The sequence below is a fragment of the Bacillus sp. 3255 genome (genome assembly GCF_031456485.1).
Classification (GTDB): Bacteria; Bacillota; Bacilli; order Paenibacillales; family NBRC-103111; genus Paenibacillus_E.
Genome location: NZ_JAVDUS010000002.1, coordinates 105,233 through 124,253, shown reverse-complemented (window position 1 = coordinate 124,253; position 19,021 = coordinate 105,233). Strand labels below are relative to the sequence as shown.

Annotated in this window: 17 protein-coding genes; 14 read left to right on the top strand and 3 right to left on the bottom strand. The window is 49.3% G+C overall.

Annotated features, from left to right (window positions below; translation table 11 throughout):
* The first annotated feature begins 47 nt into the window (after positions 1-47).
* The 3 genes from J2X61_RS03095 to J2X61_RS03085 all read left to right on the top strand — a co-directional run bounded on the left by J2X61_RS03095 (position 48) and on the right by J2X61_RS03085 (position 4,146).
* On the top strand, positions 48-854 hold the full coding sequence (locus J2X61_RS03095; protein WP_310185843.1) for a Cof-type HAD-IIB family hydrolase: 807 nt from the start codon (positions 48-50) through the stop codon (positions 852-854).
* A 120-nt stretch (positions 855-974) separates the two neighbouring features.
* Positions 975-2,702, top strand: coding sequence for a hypothetical protein (locus J2X61_RS03090; protein WP_310185840.1), 1,728 nt, complete (start codon positions 975-977; stop codon positions 2,700-2,702).
* 7 nt (positions 2,703-2,709) lie between these two features.
* Entirely contained in the window at positions 2,710-4,146 is a 1,437-nt protein-coding gene (locus tag J2X61_RS03085) for a glycosyltransferase (protein WP_310185836.1), read from the top strand.
* Positions 4,147-4,202: 56 nt separating this feature from the next.
* Here the strand turns inward: J2X61_RS03085 and J2X61_RS03080 are convergent, their stop codons facing one another.
* Positions 4,203-4,286 carry a YjcZ family sporulation protein gene (locus J2X61_RS03080; RefSeq protein WP_274467423.1) on the bottom strand — a complete coding sequence of 28 codons (84 nt, stop codon included), beginning with the start codon at positions 4,284-4,286 and terminating at the stop codon, positions 4,203-4,205.
* Between the two features lie 158 nt (positions 4,287-4,444).
* Here J2X61_RS03080 and J2X61_RS03075 point away from each other — a divergent pair, with 158 nt between their 5' ends.
* Positions 4,445-5,524: a hypothetical protein gene (locus J2X61_RS03075; protein WP_274467422.1), complete on the top strand. Its 1,080-nt coding sequence runs from the start codon at positions 4,445-4,447 to the stop codon at positions 5,522-5,524.
* A gap of 56 nt (positions 5,525-5,580) precedes the next feature.
* Here J2X61_RS03075 and J2X61_RS03070 read toward each other — a convergent pair whose 3' ends face one another.
* Entirely contained in the window at positions 5,581-6,210 is a 630-nt protein-coding gene (locus J2X61_RS03070; protein ID WP_274465892.1) for a nitroreductase family protein, read from the bottom strand.
* 206 nt (positions 6,211-6,416) lie between these two features.
* Between J2X61_RS03070 and J2X61_RS03065 the strand changes: the two genes are divergently transcribed.
* The 9 genes from J2X61_RS03065 (at position 6,417) to J2X61_RS03025 (ending at position 17,064) form a co-directional block, all read left to right on the top strand.
* Positions 6,417-6,704: a hypothetical protein gene (locus J2X61_RS03065; RefSeq protein WP_274465891.1), complete on the top strand. Its 288-nt coding sequence runs from the start codon at positions 6,417-6,419 to the stop codon at positions 6,702-6,704.
* A 63-nt stretch (positions 6,705-6,767) separates the two neighbouring features.
* Positions 6,768-7,241, top strand: coding sequence for a 6-carboxytetrahydropterin synthase QueD (queD, locus tag J2X61_RS03060; protein WP_274465890.1), 474 nt, complete (start codon positions 6,768-6,770; stop codon positions 7,239-7,241).
* The gene (locus J2X61_RS03055) at positions 7,241-7,921 is read left to right on the top strand and encodes a 7-carboxy-7-deazaguanine synthase QueE (protein ID WP_274465889.1); all 681 of its coding nucleotides are present in this window, start codon (positions 7,241-7,243) and stop codon (positions 7,919-7,921) included. Before queD ends, J2X61_RS03055 begins: the two co-directional genes overlap by 1 nt.
* 59 nt (positions 7,922-7,980) lie before the next feature.
* Positions 7,981-8,679 (top strand): 7-cyano-7-deazaguanine synthase QueC, encoded by a 699-nt coding sequence (gene queC / locus J2X61_RS03050; protein WP_274465888.1) that lies wholly within the window; start codon positions 7,981-7,983, stop codon positions 8,677-8,679.
* Positions 8,680-8,706: 27 nt separating this feature from the next.
* On the top strand, positions 8,707-9,387 hold the full coding sequence (locus J2X61_RS03045; protein WP_310185826.1) for a response regulator transcription factor: 681 nt from the start codon (positions 8,707-8,709) through the stop codon (positions 9,385-9,387).
* Entirely contained in the window at positions 9,384-10,775 is a 1,392-nt protein-coding gene (locus J2X61_RS03040; RefSeq protein ID WP_274465886.1) for a HAMP domain-containing sensor histidine kinase, read from the top strand. Before J2X61_RS03045 ends, J2X61_RS03040 begins: the two co-directional genes overlap by 4 nt.
* A gap of 117 nt (positions 10,776-10,892) precedes the next feature.
* Positions 10,893-14,000 (top strand): efflux RND transporter permease subunit, encoded by a 3,108-nt coding sequence (locus J2X61_RS03035; protein ID WP_274465885.1) that lies wholly within the window; start codon positions 10,893-10,895, stop codon positions 13,998-14,000.
* A 12-nt stretch (positions 14,001-14,012) separates the two neighbouring features.
* On the top strand, positions 14,013-15,311 hold the full coding sequence (locus tag J2X61_RS03030) for an efflux RND transporter periplasmic adaptor subunit (protein WP_310185822.1): 1,299 nt from the start codon (positions 14,013-14,015) through the stop codon (positions 15,309-15,311).
* Between the two features lie 40 nt (positions 15,312-15,351).
* Complete coding sequence (locus tag J2X61_RS03025; RefSeq protein WP_274465883.1) at positions 15,352-17,064, top strand: hypothetical protein; 1,713 nt, start codon at positions 15,352-15,354, stop codon at positions 17,062-17,064.
* 65 nt (positions 17,065-17,129) lie between these two features.
* Here J2X61_RS03025 and J2X61_RS03020 read toward each other — a convergent pair whose 3' ends face one another.
* Complete coding sequence (locus J2X61_RS03020; protein ID WP_274465882.1) at positions 17,130-18,035, bottom strand: AraC family transcriptional regulator; 906 nt, start codon at positions 18,033-18,035, stop codon at positions 17,130-17,132.
* A 143-nt stretch (positions 18,036-18,178) separates the two neighbouring features.
* On the opposite strand from J2X61_RS03020, the gene J2X61_RS03015 reads away from it, so the two are divergent.
* The gene (locus J2X61_RS03015; RefSeq protein WP_274465881.1) at positions 18,179-19,021 is read left to right on the top strand and encodes a sugar phosphate isomerase/epimerase family protein; all 843 of its coding nucleotides are present in this window, start codon (positions 18,179-18,181) and stop codon (positions 19,019-19,021) included.

Sequence of the window (19,021 nt, the reverse complement as noted above, 5' to 3'; positions counted from 1 at the left end):
CTATGGTACAATTAGTCGAAAAAATGGTATGAGGGAGAGAGAGAGCCTTGAACTACCGATTAATCGCACTGGATGTTGACGGTACCCTGTTGAACGACGATCATGAATTGACGGAGCAGACGATTGCAACCATTCAAGACGTATATGACCAAGGAAGCCATATTGTACTCTGTACAGGGAGAGCGCCGGCCAGTACACTTCCCATTCTTCAGCAGCTCGGATTAGAAGGAACAATGATAACGCATAATGGAGCGGCTACGGTGCATGCGGATGAGCGTGGACTGGAACTGGTCAATGAGTTCTCTTTTACTCTGCAGGAAATAGCCCCTATGCTCGCTTATGTGAGACAGGAGGGCATTCATTTCGATGTCTGCACCTCGTTTAACATGTACATTGAGCGTATCGGCGAGTATGAGAAGAAGATGTACGAGAAGTTTCTTATTAGTCCCAAGCTTGTAACGGACGTATCCGAACTCGGGTTGCCTATTGTCAAATTTACCTTATTCGGCCAGCCGGAAGTGTTGGACCGTGTCGAGCGCGAATGGAATGAACTCAAATTGTACGGTGATCTGCGGATGATTCGCAGCGGTGACCTGTTCATTGATGTCATGAGTGCCAAAGCGAATAAAGGGAATGCGTTGAAAGCATTAGCTGCTGATTTGAAAGTGGAGCCAAGCGAAATACTAGCTATCGGAAACTACTACAATGACTTGGAAATGATGGAATTTGCCGGTCTAGGTATCGCAGTGGACAATTCGCCGGAAGGCGTAAAGGCAGCCGCGGATGCCGTGACGGCTTCCAATAACGACGAGGGTGTGCATAAAGCCCTAGTTAAGTATTGTTTATCATATTAATTTCCCATTAATTCCCCATAAAATCCTCGATTTTTGAGGATTTTTGTCGTTTGAGGGGTTCTTCCCAATTGGCTGCTATGGTAGAATGAGGGAAAGAATACTAGATGGCGGTGGTGCAAAGTGATAGGGAAAGAGAAGAAAGGCTATAGCAAGAAGGGGAAATGGGTAGGGGCTATTGCGAGTACGGCACTGATGGCGTATCCGTTCATGGCGGTTCCTGCAGCGGCGAACGTGGAGTCGGAGATTCCGGAGATTAACCATGAAGATATGCTCCAAACGATTGTAATTCCTGCGGGTGGCAAGAAATACATTGATTTGAATAATCTGTATTATTTCTCAAGAGGATTTGAAGTTGATCACAATTCTGCAATAGCCAGCGTGAATGAAGACCTGTTAAGGTATGGAATTCTTGAGATAAGCGCTAATCCTTTAGTAGACAATTCAGGAACCGGACTTGCCACCTTTACCGTGACCGTAACGCCTTATGAAGGTGAGGGAACTTACGAAGATGAATTCAATGTTGTTATCGTTCCTGACGCTGGTGCCGGGGCGAATTCACATTTTACTATTCAGCATATAGTTTCTTTGCTCCAAAATTTCCCGAGTAGGTATCCGGATAAAACGAGCATTCAAAAATTAATGGATCATATCGATCTAGCCTCTACGACGATTCACAAAGAGGATCCCTTCAACAATCCGGACAATCAGGCTCCAGTTGCCAAGACCGATGTAACTCCTTATGAGATGTACACTGGTCAGGATATTAATGTGAGTGCTTACTATGAGGACTTGCCCTTGTTTGAGATCGAACAGTTTTATGAAGATCCGGACGACGATGAGGAGAACGAAAGTTACGATTATATCAATGCTGTCTTTACATCCTCAGGAAATGAGTACATAAGAGTAAATAATACGTCTGCAGGACAGACACTGACCCCTCTAAAGTCATCGGATACGCCTGTATATCTCCCTGTTGTGGTCTATGACAGCAATGGCGGGGTGACGACAGGAACCATTCCATTCATGGTCCGGCCTTCCGAAATTTTCGAATTAGATGGCGGGGCTTCCATTACCCTTGATTTACATAATTACTTTAATGATATCGATGAGAATTCATACTTTGATAAAGAGATTTTGGAAATAGGCGAGTATTATCAAGACCCGGAAGATCCCCATGATCCGCTTGAGATCAATGGAACCAGCGTGAAGATTGTTTCTCATAAAGCGGTCTATAAATTAAATCATTTGAAGGCAGACAACGTCCAGCAATCGATCTATTTCATAATTAAATACAATTGGGACTTAACGGACAATCATTTAACAACCAGCTCCATTTATGAGAACAGCACACTGGATATTGACTTGGACCAAATGTTCCCGCAGCACGAGGGAGCAACTGTCCAGTACTCTGTGTATCATGAGAATCCTAACCCGACGGTTACCGGAAGCACCTATCTGACATACGGGATTACTAATGGGAAAACGTTATCTTTTGCCGCAAGTCACGATGCAGCTGATCACGAAGAGGAAGAGCCTTATAAGTTTACGGTTATTGGCAAGGATTTATCCAATCACGTAACGTATGTAGATAGAGTGAATCTCTGGCCTTTGAATTATTATAGTAATGAGTCCATTTATGTTAATTCATTATTTAATTGGTACAAAGACGGCCAAGATGTTACGGTCAGTTCAACGACACCCGATTTTAATTTAAGAATCAACGAATACGACAGCGGTATCCACATCGTTGAAGTAGACAGCAATACTTCTAATACGAACAGTACTACCGCGATTATTAAATTAACTAACAATTCGGTTGTGTACAGAATACCATTCATTTTAAACTAGGTGGCTCATGAAACAATCTACCGCGACAATCATCGAGCAGTTACAACAGCATAGATACAAAGAAGCGGAATACACAGCGAAAGATCTAATTCGGGTTAAACCGCTAGAAGCTCAGAGCTGGGTCTATCTAGGGGAAGCACTGATGCATCAAGGCTGCGGGAGGGCAGCAACGCAAGTGTTTAATCGCGCTTGGCTGCTCGATCCGGAAGCTGCTTGGGTCGTGTCCGTGTTCGAGGCACTAAAGAAAATACCGGATGGCGACGAGAGAGATGACATTGCAGGCCTGCTGCATACAAGGAAAGTGACCATTACCGCGGGGATTATTACCTACAACATGGAAGCTACCATTGAGCGCTGTCTGGATTCGCTTCAGGGAGCGGTCGATGAGATCGTGATCATTGATTGTTCCACGGATCGAACGGTTGAACTTGCTCAGAAGTATCCCAACGTCACGATTGTGCCGTTTGTTTGGGTCGATGATTTTGCCGCAGCTCGAAATGAAGGGCTCCGTCATATGAACACGGACTGGGTCTTCTGGATGGATGCCGACGAATATCTGGCAACGGAGGACAGGCACTATGTTCGGGAAGCTGCAGCGATCTATCATCATTCGCCCATCCCTCCGATTCTATGCATATGGCAGGTTAATCTCATCAACGGGCAAGTCAAACATAATTTTGCACAAGCGCGCTTGTTTCCGCTACGTCGGGGCCTTCGATACTGGGGGCGGGTGCATGAGCAAGTAAGTACGGAAACAGGTATATATAATGCTGAAGCCCGGCGTCATAAGGTGAAAATTAGAGTTCTGCATGACGGGTACGAACCTGATATCATGAAGAGCAAGAACAAGCTTGCCCGCAATGTGAAATTATTGAGACTTATGATTCAAGAAGATCCTGAAGATCCCGCGGCGTGGTTCTATCTTGGACGCGAGCTGCTGGGAGCGGGCCAGGAACAAGAGGCGCTTGAAGCGCTTATGGAGGCAGAGGGCAGAAGTATTTCTAATCCACTGTTCGGAAGAATGCTCGATGTGTATAAATACTTGACCGAGATTTATTACCGCCGTCAAAATTGGGAACATGCTTTGACATGCTGTCAAAAGGCATTGGCCATTCAGCCCGATTTCCCTGATGCTCATTATCTGTTGTCGCTTATCCGCATTAAGCAGGCGGACCTTTTATATCAAGAGGCAGAGGCTGGCTTAAAGCGTGCAAGAGAATCGTTTCGGACGTACAGAAGCTTCGTTGCAGCAGATCACGAAATTGCCGAGTGGAAGGCCGAATATGCATTAGCAGAAATTGCTCATCGAGGCGGCAAATCCTCGACGGCTAGGAGCATCTATCGGAATATTGCCAAGCGGCATCCGCGAACAGCGAATTTGATCCAATCGAAACTCCACCACATCGAAGCCGAACGCCAGAGGCTTAACGGCACAAGCGAGTAAAAAAAGACTGTTCCCCTTACAAAAGTAAGGCGGAGCAGTCTTTCATTTTAAATAAATTAGAGAACGAATGCGCTAGTGATGATAACCAGCAGGATGAAAAGTACTAAGATTGCACCTACATTATTGTATCCAGCAGACATGTCAGATCCCTCCCTTTCGACTCTATAGGATAGCATATGAACTGACGGACAGAAGTGTATAGACGTTTACCCTATATACTCATAATTTGGTCGAAGTTGGGACAATCTACAGGAGAATCATAAGATCTGTAGAGGAGGCGAAAAGAGTCGTGGCCGATATGATGCTTAGACCCGACCTGAAAACGGCAGGCGGAGAAGTCTGCGATATGATGTATAATGGGGAGTTTGTCGGTACGTTAACGCTAGTCTACAGGGAATCGGATCGACTCAGGGGCTCGATTCATCTGGAGCGGCAGTCCGCTACGCAAGTGGACGTAGAACAAGTCTACGAGTTCGTGCAGTCCTATATCCAAGATGTGATTGATGCATTGGGAATCGGCGAATGCGAAGTGATCGTGAGCTCCGGCGATTATGATTTCGTGATCGCAACGGATCATGCCTTGGAGAAGGGGATGGTCCTAGAGGATGAGCATGAAGACGAATCTTATTATTTGGATGATGATGACGCCGACTATGAGTGGGTCAATGATGATGAAACGCGATTCAATGATATCGACGAGGCGGCTGGACCGGAGAGCATGCATATGGTCGATCAGCGCGTGCACCAATTAGGTTATGAGCTGGTGAATGTCGGTGAATTCAGAAATTTGGTGGAGTACCATGTATATGACCAAGATTCGGAGCTGGTTGCTGAGGTAACCACCCATATTTATGGTTCTGATGTAGTCGGGGAGATCACATGGCAATTCGACCCGTTCGATGAAGAGATGGATGCTGTCACGGAATTGGTTGTAGCCGACTTCGATGAGGATGAAACCGATTCGTTCATTTTCAATATGATGTATAACGGAGAAACCATCGACACGGTCGAATTGACCCATATTGACCTGCTGGACTTGGTGGATGATATGGAAGTCGACACGTTCGCGCCGCTGAATCCGGATGATTATACGATCAGTCTGGCCAGGGACGATGGAGATACGCTGACCTATGAAATTTATCAGCAATCGAACGGCAGCTTGCCGATCGGCACCGCTACGGTGGACATTAGCTCCCGCCAGTTGACGGGGTTCATTGATTTCCGCGAGCCCGGCGATTCCGATGATCGCGAGCTTATCGCGACGTTATTGCTCGAGGAGCTGGATAAGGAGAAGGAATACGAAACATTCAACGTTTCGATGCTATATCGCAATAAGCTGATCGATGAGATTTGGTTCGAGACGGAGCAGCTGCATTAAAGCATAGAAAAAGGCATGAGCTCTCAACAGAGAGCCATGCCTTTTTCGTTATCTATTTAGAACGTGTTGGACACGGTGATTTGATCCAGAGACAGACGGCCGGATGGACGAGCAGGCGTTGCCGCCAAACCGACGCTGATCAGCATAACCGGTACATAACGTGCAGGTACGTTGAAAGCTTCTACGAATTTCGCAGCGTCATAACCACCCATTGGGCAAGTGTCGTAGCCCATAGCTTTGGCTGCAATCATAAGCTGCATAGCAGCAAGGGAAGCATTGGAAATCGCTTGGTCGCGAGCAACTTGCGGGTATTGGTAAGCGCCGTTGATTTGAGCAACGAGGTTGTCTTTCACTTCTTTCGGCAGTTGGCCGGCTTCAACGGCAGGTCCGAATACAAGCTCAGCGTTTTTGTTCGCTTCAAGGTCGCCAAGCACCGCGATGACAACGGAGCTTTCAACAATTTGCTTTTGCCCATAAGCGATAGGAAGCAGTTTTTCTTTTTGCGCTTGATCGTCAATGACGAGAAGCTTCCAGTGCTGAAGATTCCATGCGGATGGCGCCAAGGAAGTAGCGGTCAACAATTGCTCCAGATCTTCTTTCGGCATTTGGTGTCCGGCTTGGTAGTGCTTAACGGAGTGACGCTCCTCCAAAACTTTCAAAACTTCGGATTGAACTTGTGTGCTCATCGGTTTCCCTCCAGGAAAATGATTTCTTTTTATTTTGTATGATGTGTTCTAAAAGCATTCTGTCAAATGATTGAATGCGATGCAAAGCTGTGTACGAATCCATCAATCAATACTGTAATCATAAATGTTATAGTTAACATTGTCAAGGGGTCTTTCGTGTTGTCGGAAAATGTTGGATAATGGAAGCAGGAAAGGGGATGTTCCTCTTGAAATTAGCGCAAAAAGAGCTGAACCACCTTATTTTTTTGACTGAGGTTGTCCTTGCCGGCAAAAAGAAAAGTCTGATGGAGGAAACGCTGCAATGTTTGCTCTACATCGTGAAATCGCTGGAAGAGGTCGAGCTTCCGGAAAGCGTGGTCGATCAAATTGCTTGTCTGACGGCGATGATTGAATTGGATCTTCGTTCGGAGAACGAACGGATACAAGAGATCACCAGCCACTTGGACTGGCAGAAGAAGCGAGGCCGCAAGACGCCAGATATTGATAGATTGTGAGAAGGGGATTCTCCGTGATATAATGTAGAGTACTGTTTTTTTCAAAATTATGAGGTGATAGATATGAGCTATGAAATCCCCAGAGATGTACAAATGTTGGGGCGTGACATCACAGAGAACCAATTAAAATATCATCACAAATCCGTTTTGATTTCCAAGGAATTTACGTTTGACAGTGCGCATCATTTGCATTGTTATGAGGGAAAATGTAAAAATCTGCACGGCCATACGTACAAGCTGCAAGTTGTTATGCGCGGCAAGGTGGACAGCCGGGGGATCGCAATTGATTTTGGAGATATTAAACGTATAGCGAAAGAACGTGTCGTCGATCGTTTAGACCATAAATATTTGAATGATGTGCTGCCGCCAATGAATACAACGGCGGAGAATATGGTCGTCTGGATGTATGAAGAAATTCATCAAGCACTCTTGGATGAAGGTCTCCATCCTGCCATTCAACTGGAAGAGATTCGCCTATGGGAGACGCCGACCAGCTACGCAGCCATCACTCGCGCCATGATGGAGGAGGAAGCGTAATGCGAGACATCCGCATTCCAATGGTTGAGATCTTCGAGACGGTAGAAGGCGAAGGGACCCGTGCCGGATTCCCTACGATCTTCGTCCGTCTTTTTGGCTGCAACCTGCGCTGTACCTGGTGCGATACCAAGTACAGCTACCCGCCGGCGGAAGCGGAGAACGTGATGACGATTGCTGAGATTGTCAGCAAGGTGACGTCGTTCCGCTCCCGGCATATCTGCCTGACAGGCGGCGAGCCGCTCCTGTACGGGGACAAATCGCTCGCATTGATCGAAGCGCTCGCAGCGCTTGAGCAGGTCGACGACCTGCACATTGAGACGAACGGCGCGATCGATCTCGCCATGTTCGTAGAGCGTGTCGCATCGCCGAAGGTGCGATATATTATGGACTTCAAGCTGCCCGACTCCGGCGAGATGGAGCAGATGCTCGTCAGCAACTTCGCGCTGCTGCGCGAGCAGGACGAGCTGAAGTTCGTGATCGGGAGCGATCACGATTTCCGCACCGCGGTGGACGTGCTGGAGAAGCATCCGACCAAGGCGCTGCCGATGTTCAGCCCGGTCTGGGAGACGATGCCGCCTCATAAACTCGTCAAGCTCATGCTGGAAGCGGGGCTGTCCGGCGTTAAGCTGAATATGCAGCTGCACAAAATCATTTGGGATCCGGCTATGCGCGGCGTGTAACCGCGCCTGGACGGAATCCCTTTTTTCACAAACAAATCAATTAAGGTAGAGGTGGCCGTATGAGCGAGAATAAGAAGCGGGCCGTTATTATTTTGAGCGGCGGATTGGATAGCACCACATGCATGGGAATAGCCCAAGAAGCGGGATACGAGCTGTATCCGATTTCTTTCGACTATGGGCAGCGCCATAAGATTGAACTGGAGAATGCGAAGCAAGTTGCTGCGCACTATGGGGTCAGCCACCGTCACAAAATCATTAAGCTTGATTTCTTGCGTGATTTTGGCGGAAGCGCACTGACCGATGATAAGATCGATGTGCCGAATGTGATGAACGGAGAAGGCGGCGGTGAGTCTGAAATTCCAGTCACGTACGTACCTGGCCGTAATCTGCTCTTCCTGTCGATCTCAACTTCGTATGCGGAAGTGACCGGCTCCGAAGCGATTTATATCGGTGTGAATGCGCTGGATTACAGCGGATATCCGGATTGCCGCCCGGAATTTATTCATAAGGTGGAAGAAGTGATAGCCTTGGCGACCAAAGTGGGCGTAGAAGGAAAAGGCATTACAATCGAGACGCCGCTGATTGACTGGACGAAAGCGAAGATTATTGAAGAAGGTTTGAAAATCGGGGTTCCGTATGAGCTGACAACGTCCTGCTACAATGGGAAAGCGGAAGCGTGCGGTGTTTGCGATAGCTGCCGCCTGCGATTGAAAGGCTTTGAAGAAGCGGGCGCCAAAGATCCTATTCCTTATCTGTAACCAAGCAAAAGAAAGGCAGGGCGAATCGTGACCAAAATCTTGGTAGTAGATGACGATGCGGATATTCGGGAATTGATTCGCGTCTATCTGGCGGGAGAAGGTTTAACCGTGCTGCAGGCCGGCAATGGTGTCGAAGCGCTGGATGTGCTTGAGTCCACACCTGTGGATCTCACTGTTCTCGACATCATGATGCCGCTAATGGACGGTTGGGAGCTCTGCCGCGAGCTGAGGGCGCGATACGAAGACATGCCTTTGCTCATGGTGACGGCCAAGAGCGAGTCGGTTCACAAGGTAAAAGGGTTTCAACTGGGCACCGACGATTATCTCGTGAAGCCATTCGACCCTTTGGAGCTGGTCATGCGGGTCAAAGCGCTGCTGAAGCGTTACCGGATCAACGCATCGCAGACCATTTCGGTAGGCAGCGTCGTGATTGACCGGACGGCTTTCGAGGTGCGGCTGCAGGATCAGCAGCGGCTTGCTCTGCCGCTCAAGGAGTTCGAGCTGCTGTACAAACTGGCCAGCTATCCGGCACAAATCTTCACGCGTACGCAGCTTATCGAACAAATATGGGGAATCGACTATGAAGGCGATGATCGAACCGTTGATGTACATATCAAACGACTGCGGGAACGCTTCGAAGGGCTGACGGAAGAATTCAAGATCGTTACGATTCGCGGGCTCGGATACCGGCTAGAGGTGAATGCATGATCAAGTCGCTCTACCTGCGCGTGGTCTGTACGTTTCTGGCGGTTGTCGTTGTGAGTGTGTCGGTGGCGTTCCCGCTTGCTACGTTATTTTTCAGAAATTTGATCACGAACGAATTTCAGGATGAAATGCTGGCCATCGGCCAACAAATCGTCAAGCTGGCCGAAGAAATACAGGTGAAGCAGATCGATACCTTCGTATCGGCGAGCAACCGCTTCAATGACAACTATATCTTCGCGTTATTCGATGAATCCGGTCAGCCCATGACGGAGGTTGTCTTCAATAAAGATGGACATCCGCGCATTGAAGACGCGGAAATTGCCATTGTTCTGAAGGGCAATGTGTACAAAAGCTTGGATTACGGCATGGTGAAGGATCCGCTCAAAGAAATCAAGGTCGGTCTGCCGATCGAGCTCGGCGACAAAACTTACGCTTTATTCATTCATCCGAATTTGTCGGAAGCGACCCGCCGCCAAGTGCAGACCGCCGTCATTACCGTACTCGTGATCGTGCTCCTCGTAGGGTCGCTGCTCATCTTGATCGCATCGCGCTATGTGGTGAATCCGCTGAAGAAGCTGACCATTGCGACGCAGCGGTTGGCGCGGGGCAATTTCAACGTTCATGTGGCCGTGAAGCAGAAGGATGAGCTCGGACAACTGGCGGACAGCTTCAATCACATGGCCGGAGAGTTGAAGCAGCTGGAGCAGATGCGGCAAGATTTCGTCTCCAACGTGTCCCACGAGATCCAAACGCCGCTCACCTCGATCCGCGGCTTCTCCAAAGCGTTAAGAGGAACGGAAATCGATGAGTCGGAGCGTCTCAAGTATTTGGAGATTATCGAACGCGAAAGCGAACGGCTCTCCCGTCTCAGCGATAACCTGCTGAAGCTGGCTTCGCTGGAATCGGAGCATCATCCGTTTCACCCGACGATCTTCGATCTTGACGAGCAGCTCCGAAGAATCGTCGTCTTCTATGAGCCGTTATGGTCCGAGAAGCAGCTCGATATTGATCTGGCCTTGCCCAGAGTGAAAATCTCCGCGGATGCCGACCAGCTCAACCAGGTTTGGATGAATCTGATCGGTAATGCCCTTAAGTTTACGCCGGCAGGCGGTCATATTTTCGTTAAGCTCGTTCCGCTGCGCGATCGTGTTCAGGTCTCCATTCATGACGATGGGATTGGGATTTCGGAGGAAGATCTTAGCCGTATTTTCGACCGCTTCTATAAAGCCGACCAGGCTAGACAGCGGGATACGGGAAGCGGGCTTGGGCTTGCGATCGTGCGGAAAATTATCGATTTGCATCAGGGGACGATTGAGGTACACAGTGAACCGGGAAAAGGCACTCAATTCCTGGTAACTCTGCCAATTTTAACCTATTCCATGAAGAAATAATGAACGCGGAAAGCCTGGAAATTTCATTTTTCCAGGCTTTTTTGCTGCCTGTTCATATTGGGTTCATATTCGCCTTGTATCTTAGAGTCAGAATCATTATACGAGGGGAGTACAGGAATGAATCGACTTACACACTTTTCGATGAAAAATGTTTCGGCATTATTCATTATTATGATCATGCTTTTCGTAGGCGGGTTATATTCATCCTCGCAGCTTAAAGTAGAGAACATGCCGAACGTTTCTTTCCCGGTAGTTGCAGTCACGACTACCTACACAGGTGCGCCGAAGGACGTCATGGATGAGATTACAGATCCGATTGAGAAGAAGCTGGCGAATCTGGAAGATCTGGACTCGATGCAATCGACATCCAGCGATAACTTCTCCATGATTATTCTCATGTTCAAGCAGGATGTCGATGTGGATAAGAAGAAACAAGCCGTTCAGGATATGCTGGCTGAAGTTTCTTTGCCGGCCACAGCCGGGACGCCGAAGGCGTCGACGTTCGGCGCCGCGTCATTCCCATCCAACTATCTGGTGGCCTATGCGGAGAACGGCATCAGTCAAACGGAGTTGGATAAATCCTTTAAAGATAAAATCAAGCCTGGACTTGAAGGAATCAAAGGGATTGACCATATGGATGTGATCGGAGCCCGAGACACTTCGCTCGATATCGAGCTGGATGCTTCTGCGCTGGATGTGTATGGTTTATCGCCCGCTCTTGTGAGCAATGCGATTAACTCAGCCGCGGCTAAGAGCCCGATCGGCTCCGTCGACATTAGCGGCAATAGCAAAATGACCCGTGTTACAGGCAATATCACCAGTCTGTTCGATCTGCAGCAGCTTGAAATCACTACGCCGAAAGGCGATATCGTGAAGCTGGAGCAAATCTCAAAAGTTAAAGCCATTACGGAATCGGACTTCATCGGCAGATTGGACGGCAAGCCGGCGATCGGGATGATCTTGTACAAAGCAGGCAGCGCGAACGCCGTTGAATTCTCCGAAGCGATCGAGAAGCAGATTCACGAATGGAAAGCGGAAATGCCGAATATCACGTTCAAAAATACGTACGATAGCGCCGATCAAATTAAAGAGTCCATTACAGGACTTGTGCGTGAAGGTGTCGTAGGGGCCGTACTTGCATCCTTGATGATCCTTATCTTCCTTCGCAACGTACGGATGACGCTGATCGTTCTGGTCTCGATTCCTTTATCCATTCTCATTACATTGCTATTGATGTCTTCCTTGGATTTGACATTGAACACGATGACGCTCGGCGGTATCTTCATCGCAGTCGGACGTGTCGTCGATGACTCCATTGTCGTCATTGAAAATATATATGCCTCCTTGGAAAAAGCGCAGGAGCGCAAAGAGTCCGTTATCGCTCTAGCCACGAAGCAGGTTTCGATGGCGATTACGTCCTCTACGCTGGCAACTGTCGGGGTATTCGCTCCGCTAGCTTTGGTTACCGGGGTTGTCGGCGGGTTCTTCCGACCTTTTGCCTTAACGATTGCTTGTGCGCTGCTATCTTCCTTGATCGTTGCCTTGACCGTCATACCGATGCTTGCCAAATTGCTCGTTCTGCGCAGCAAACCAGGTAAAGCTCACGATGAGTCGGCGCCGACGAAGCTGACAGCGTTCTACGAGAAAGTATTGACTTGGAGTTTGAAAAACCGGATTAAAACCTTATTGATTGCACTAGCGATGCTGATCGTCACGATGGCCGGAACGATTCCGTTCTTGTCCGTGTCCTTCTTGCCGGAAGCCAGCGCCGCGAAAACGATGTATTTCCAATTAAAGCTTCCTTACGCGACTTCTTTCGAAGCTACGGATGCCAAAACGAAAGAAATCGAGAAAGTGCTCCTGGATACGAAAGATTCCAATGGCGAACCGGTATTTAAATTCGTAGAGTCGTTAGTCGGTTATGCCGGCAATGATGACGAGCGGACGCCATATGCTTCCCAGATTTTCGTTCAAGTGAACGATAAAGTAGATCCGAATCAAGTGAAAGATGAAATGAAGGCTTATATTCTCTCCGAGCTGCCTAGCGGTTCCGAGGTTGAGCCGAAAGCGATGGAAGGCGACTTTGGCGTTTCCTCGACGGATTTTGCCTACACCTTGCAGGGTGAAGACCAGCTTCAGCTGGAGAAAGCGGCAAAAATGGTGAAGGAGAAGCTCCAAACGTTCCCTGAGCTTTCCGAGGTTGAAGACAATTTAAGTGATGCCAAAACAGAGATAGAGATTGCTGTGGACCAGAAGAAAGCAAGAGCCTACGGCTTGAGCTCAGCGGCGGTCCGGGATACAGCACGCGCCTGGATTCAGAAACAAAGTCTGGGAGATATGAAATTTGATAATATCGTCTACACGACGACGGTATCGTTAGACAAATCGGACAAAGATACACTTGAGAAATTAGGCAATATCCCATTATCAGGACCAAACGGCTCCACGATCTTGTTGAAAGAGGTGGCCAAAATCGGTGAAACGAAAGGCGCCGCTTCCCTTGCTCGTGAAGACCAGCAGCAGCTTGTGAAAGTATCCGCCAAGATCAATGATGACAACAAAACCGGCGTAAGTGCTAAATTGACTGCGGCGTTGAATCAGCTTGAATTGCCGGAAGGCGTCACACCGAAAGTGACGGGCGTGTCCGATGACGTGAATGAAAGCTTCGGTCAATTGTTCGTCGCCATGGCAGCAGCCGTATTCGTTGTTTACTTGATCATGGTCCTTGCCTTTGGTAATGCAGGTGCGCCATTCGCCATCTTATTCTCTCTACCGCTTGCGGTTATCGGGGGTCTGCTGGGGCTTGTTATTGCGAGAGAGCCGTTAACCGTAACTTCTATGATCGGTTTCCTCATGCTGATCGGTATCGTTGTTACGAACGCTATCGTTCTGATCGACCGCGCGCAGCAGCTGCGCGAAGAAGGTTATACGGTTCGCCATGCTCTAATTGAGGCAGGTAAAGTGAGATTGCGCCCAATTATTATGACGGCGGGTGCTACGATCATGGCGTTGGTGCCTCTGGCGCTCGGGATTTCCGGAGAAGGCGGATTAATCGGGAAAGGGCTCGGCGTCGTCGTTATCGGCGGTTTGATCACTTCTACCCTCTTGACGCTGGTCGTCGTACCAATCGTCTACGAGTTGATTGAAAGCATTAAAAACCGTTTCGGTCGCATGTTTGGCCGCAAGAAAGCAACCCCAACACCAACAAGTCCGTTAGAAGTATAAGGAGGCACATAGATGATTAACGATAGTTCGCGAAAACGTAATTTCAAACTCCGTCCAGTAGGCATGATTGCACTGCTGGCTGCGGCTGCGGTCCTGGCGACAGCCTGCTCCGTTCCAGGAGCGGGTGAAGCGTCAACCGTACAGCTTGCTCCCAGAGCGGTCAAAACGGAAGTCATCGCCAAACAGAAAATCAGCAGCCCGATCGAGCAGGTTGCCGATGTCGCGGCAGGAACGACGCTGGACGTCGTGTCCAAAGCGAACGGCGAAGTGCAGCAAGTATTGAAAAACCGAGGAGAATACGTGGAGAAAGGCGAAGTTTTATTCGTGATCGATAGTACTGACGCCGTATCCGCGAAACGCAAAAGTGAGCTTGCCCTGAAGAGCGCCCAAGAGTCCTTGCAGCAGGCAAGAGATAACAAAGTCAACAACCGCAAAGATCTGGCGGACAATGTGACTAGAAGCGAAACGGCCCTGAAGAACGCTCAGCAGGACTACAACAAGGCCCGTAATGATTATGATGCGGGAACAATCGTTCAGCACCAGGTAGATCAAATGAAGCAAGCGCTGGATAACGCGCAAATGAATTTGGATGCAGCGAAGAGCAAGCTGGCGGCTTTCGACAATTCCGATTCGATCTCCGCTGCGCAAACACAGGCGGAATCTGCAAGCCTATCGCTTGAAGACGCAACGCGCGCTCTTGAAAATTATGAAGTGAAAGCACCGGGCAGCGGGGTGCTGACCGATTTCAACATCGTGGTTGGCCAAACCGTTTCGGCAGCGGCAGGCAAAGTCGGTCAAGTGCAGCAAATCGATCCGATCAAGATCAAAACGGAACTTGCTGAAACCAATTATCAGCTCGTCAAAGGCAAGCAGGAGCTCGTTTACTATAACCCGGACACACCGGAGAAAAAAGGCACGGCAAAGATCAGCTACTTGGCGCCAATCATGAGCGCGACGAGCAAAACGTATACGCTCGAGCTGGAAGTGCCGAATAGCGATCATCAGCTTCAGCCGGGAACGCGGTTCATGGTTCAGCTGACGACCGAAACCGAAGAGCAAGTGGTGGCGATTCCTACGCTCAGCGTGATTCGTGAAGAATCGGAAACCTTCGTCTTCGTTCAGCAAGGCGATCAATACGTGAAGCGCAAAGTGAAGCTCGGACGCATCAACGGTGAGTACCAGGAAGTGCTGGATGGTGTGAAAGACGGCGAGAAGCTCGTCGTTACCGGACAGAACACCTTGAAGGACGGCCAGAAAGTGGAGAGCGCGAGCGCTTCTCCACAGCCGTCAGCGACACCTGCGGCGAAATAAGCTGCTAAGTGAAATTTCTATATAAGAGGAGAGTTAATACATGAAAAAGAGACCATGGAAATCAAGTCTAACCGCGATTATGCTCGGCGCTCTGATCGTACAAGGAGGTACGACCGTATGGGCAGCCGATGCGGCGACAACGACGGTTGCCGCGCCAACGGTGAATTACGGTTTGACAAGCGACATTCGTGCCGCGATCAAAAGTGTAGCCGTGACGCCAACGGCGACAGGCTCCGAGCTATCCGTCACCGTTCGGCTATACAACGGTGGCGCGAATCAGAACCGGGTGCCGGAGCATGAACTCCGCGTACAGACATCGAGCGGCGTGTTCTACACGCTGAAACCGAGCGGAAGCAATAAGGAATCGCTTCAGCCCAAAGAAATCGGCGAGTTGGTCTACATGACAACGGTCGATTCGAAGGAAATCGGTACGATCGATCAAGTGTCTTTTGTGAATGTGGATGTGTACTCGTATCCGAAGCTGGAAACAACGCTGCTGACCATGCCGGCGAAAGCCGTCTGGTATGGCGGAACGGGTAGTGCAGCTCTACAAAATCTCGAAAATATCGCTTGGGGGCAATCGTTCTCGATCCCTGGCGTGAATTCAGGTCTGACTTATACAGCCGTTGAGGCATCGATGCAAACGACGGAGACAGGCCGCGTGGCGGTCGTTACGGTGCTGGCCGACAATCCGGGGGCGGGGCGCGAGACGGTGCCGGCGTTCCGGTTAGATGCTCAGTCGGAGACGAAGAGCTATGTAGGCAAACGCGCTGAAGTCGATCCGGTTACCCTTGAAGCCGGAGAGAAGAAATATATTCATTATGCCATCCCGGTTGAAAATGGTGTGACCTTGTCCAACCTGGTGGTCTTGTCGACGGACACATTCGTGCCGAAAGGCGGGGGCGAGGCTGCCACACTAGCTACTGGCAAGCTGGCTGTTGCATGGCCGAAGGAGCAAGGAACGGGCGCAGCGGTTCCGTATACTATCGGTCAACCGATCGCCTTTGACGCGCTGACGAAGGTCATCGATAAATCCACGGAAGTATCGTTAATGGAGCTTCACCTTCACGAGAATCCGGGCGAAGGCTATCAAACGGCTGTAGCGAAGTTCAGATTGACGAACACGAGCACGACGCCTGTGGCGATGCCAACGTTCCAATCGGAATTGGTGAGCACGCAAGGCATGACGTACCAAGGCGCACGCCAAGCGAACGTGGCTGCGATGCTGAATCCGGGGCTGAGCTATGTGGTGAGCTACTCGTTCATCGTTCCGCAATCGGAAGAGAGCACAAGCTTCGCAATGAAACTGCTGGATCCTGTTGCCGCCGCTCCTTACACGACGACGGTTGCGGCGCTGCAAACGGAGCTGCAGCAGGAAGATACGGAGAAGACGATTTCCTTGTATCCATTCGAGGTGACGTTCAACGACGTGACGGTATCGTCGATAACGACTCCGCAATTGACTTATTCGTATAAGTTCCGTATGGACTTGGATATTAAGCAGGACGAGAATGTTGTCGTAGATAACAACTTCTCGAAACTAAGATTCGAGATCGTCGATAACGCGGGGCGTGTCGTTGGCTCCAAGGATGCTTCCTTCACTGGCGCTAACAAATTGATTAGCGGCAAACAAGAGCTGGATGCATCCAATATTACATCCGACCAATTCAGCTATCCGTTCACCGTGAATGTGTACGAAACGATTGAAACGGCGAATGGAACGGCGAAGCGTTTATTGAAAGTTATTAAATAAGTTAAAAAGCACCCAGGATGGCACTGTGATCGTAACAGTCCCTACTGGGTGCTTTTTGATTCCGGTCAGGGAAGCCGCGCCTTCACCGATTTGGCATAATCGGACGGCGACATGCCGACGGTTTTCTTAAAGTCTCTGGAGAAGTAATGAATGCTGGCATATCCGAGCATGGCGGCGATCTCGGTGAAGTTGTAACGGCCTTCCCGAATGAACGTTTTGGCTTGCTCGATCTTCAAGGCTTTGAACGTTTCCAGGACACCGGTCTGCATCTGCGACTGGAAGAGCTCCTTCAGCCTGCTTTTGCCAAGGTGAAAGGTCTGGCACAGCTGATCTTGGGTCAAAGATTGCCCGAGATTATCCTTTAAGTAAGCCATGATTTGCTGTACAAGCCGTTGCTCGGCTTTCTCCTTTTGCAAGGAGGATTGCTTGTATTTAGACGGATCCGTGGAAGCGGCAGGCTGCTGCTGATTGCGAATCAATGTGATGAGCAACGCTTCCAGGTACGCTTGGATCATCTGCTCGCTGGCAAACGGGGCATTCGGGTTCCTCTCCAGCTGATGCTCCGACGGCCTGTCAAATGGGGGCAGAAAAGCTTGAAACCCTTCTTGGATAATAAGGGAAAGCATATTTCTTTCACGGTCGCCAAGGGCAACAATTTTGTTCTCCAAATGGCTCATGGCTTCCGACTTGCATTCAAAAGAGATGACGATCAGATTCGGCGGCTTATGTTCATGTCTCACATGTACCGTATGGAACTCCTCCGGCTTATGGAAAATCATCGATCCTTGGCTAAGCGTATGGATATGATCGTCGGCCCGGACCTCGACCTCTCCTTTGTCCACATAGAGAAGCTCCCAGAAATCATGCTGCTCGCCGTCAAAGACGAATCCCTTGGCGTATTCGAAATAATGAAAGGAGATCAAAGTTTGAATGGTGATAGCTTCTTGAAGTTGCAGGCGTGGGAACTCCATGCTGGCCGTCCTTTCCGAGGGTCGATTTCGTAAGTGAACCCAGCCTTATTTTAACATAGAAAGTGCAAATAAATCGGCTTTTTGGGTAAATCTTCTCGGACGCGCCTCTTCTATAATGGAAGCAAGAGACGGAGGCGATAACGATGAAAAAAGGGATTAATATTTGGTCTTTTCCAGGCTCCATGAAGGTGGAGGCATGTATATCCGTTGCCAAAGAGGCGGGATTTGACGGTATCGAATTGGCATTGAACGAGACGGGCGAGCTAAGTCTGGAGAGCAATGAAAGCGAAATCAAACGTTACCGTCAGGTTGCGGACGAGCAGGGGATTGAGCTGACGAGCTTGGCCAGCGGTTTATACTGGACATATCCGATCACAAGTGCAAAGGCCGGTACGCGCCAGAAATCGAAAGATATTGTGAAAAAGCAATTGGAAAGCGCAGCGATTCTGGGCGTTGATACGATTCTGGTCGTCCCGGGTGCGGTTGGCGTCGATTTCATTCCGGATTCTGAAGTGGTGCCCTATGATCAAGCTTACGATTATGCGCTCGAAGGCATTAGCGAGCTAGCCGAAGTAGCGGAATCCTACAAGGTGTCTATCGGGATCGAGAATGTATGGAACAAGTTCTTGCTCTCGCCGCTGGAGTTAAGAGATTTTATCGATAAAATCAATTCCCCTTATGTGGGATCGTATTTCGATGTTGGGAACGTAGTGTATGCCGGGTACCCGGAGCATTGGATTTCGATTCTGAACAAACGCATTAAAAAGGTGCACTTCAAAGATTACCGCCGCGCCGCAGGCGGCCTGCACGGTTTCGTTGATCTGCTTGCAGGCGATGTGAATTATCCGGAAGTGGTCAAGGCGCTGCAAGCGATCGGGTATGAAGATTATGTCATCGCAGAAATGATTCCGGGCTATACGCATCACGGACAACAAATCGTTTTCAATACATCGGGCGCGATGGACGCAATCCTGGGGAGGAAATAA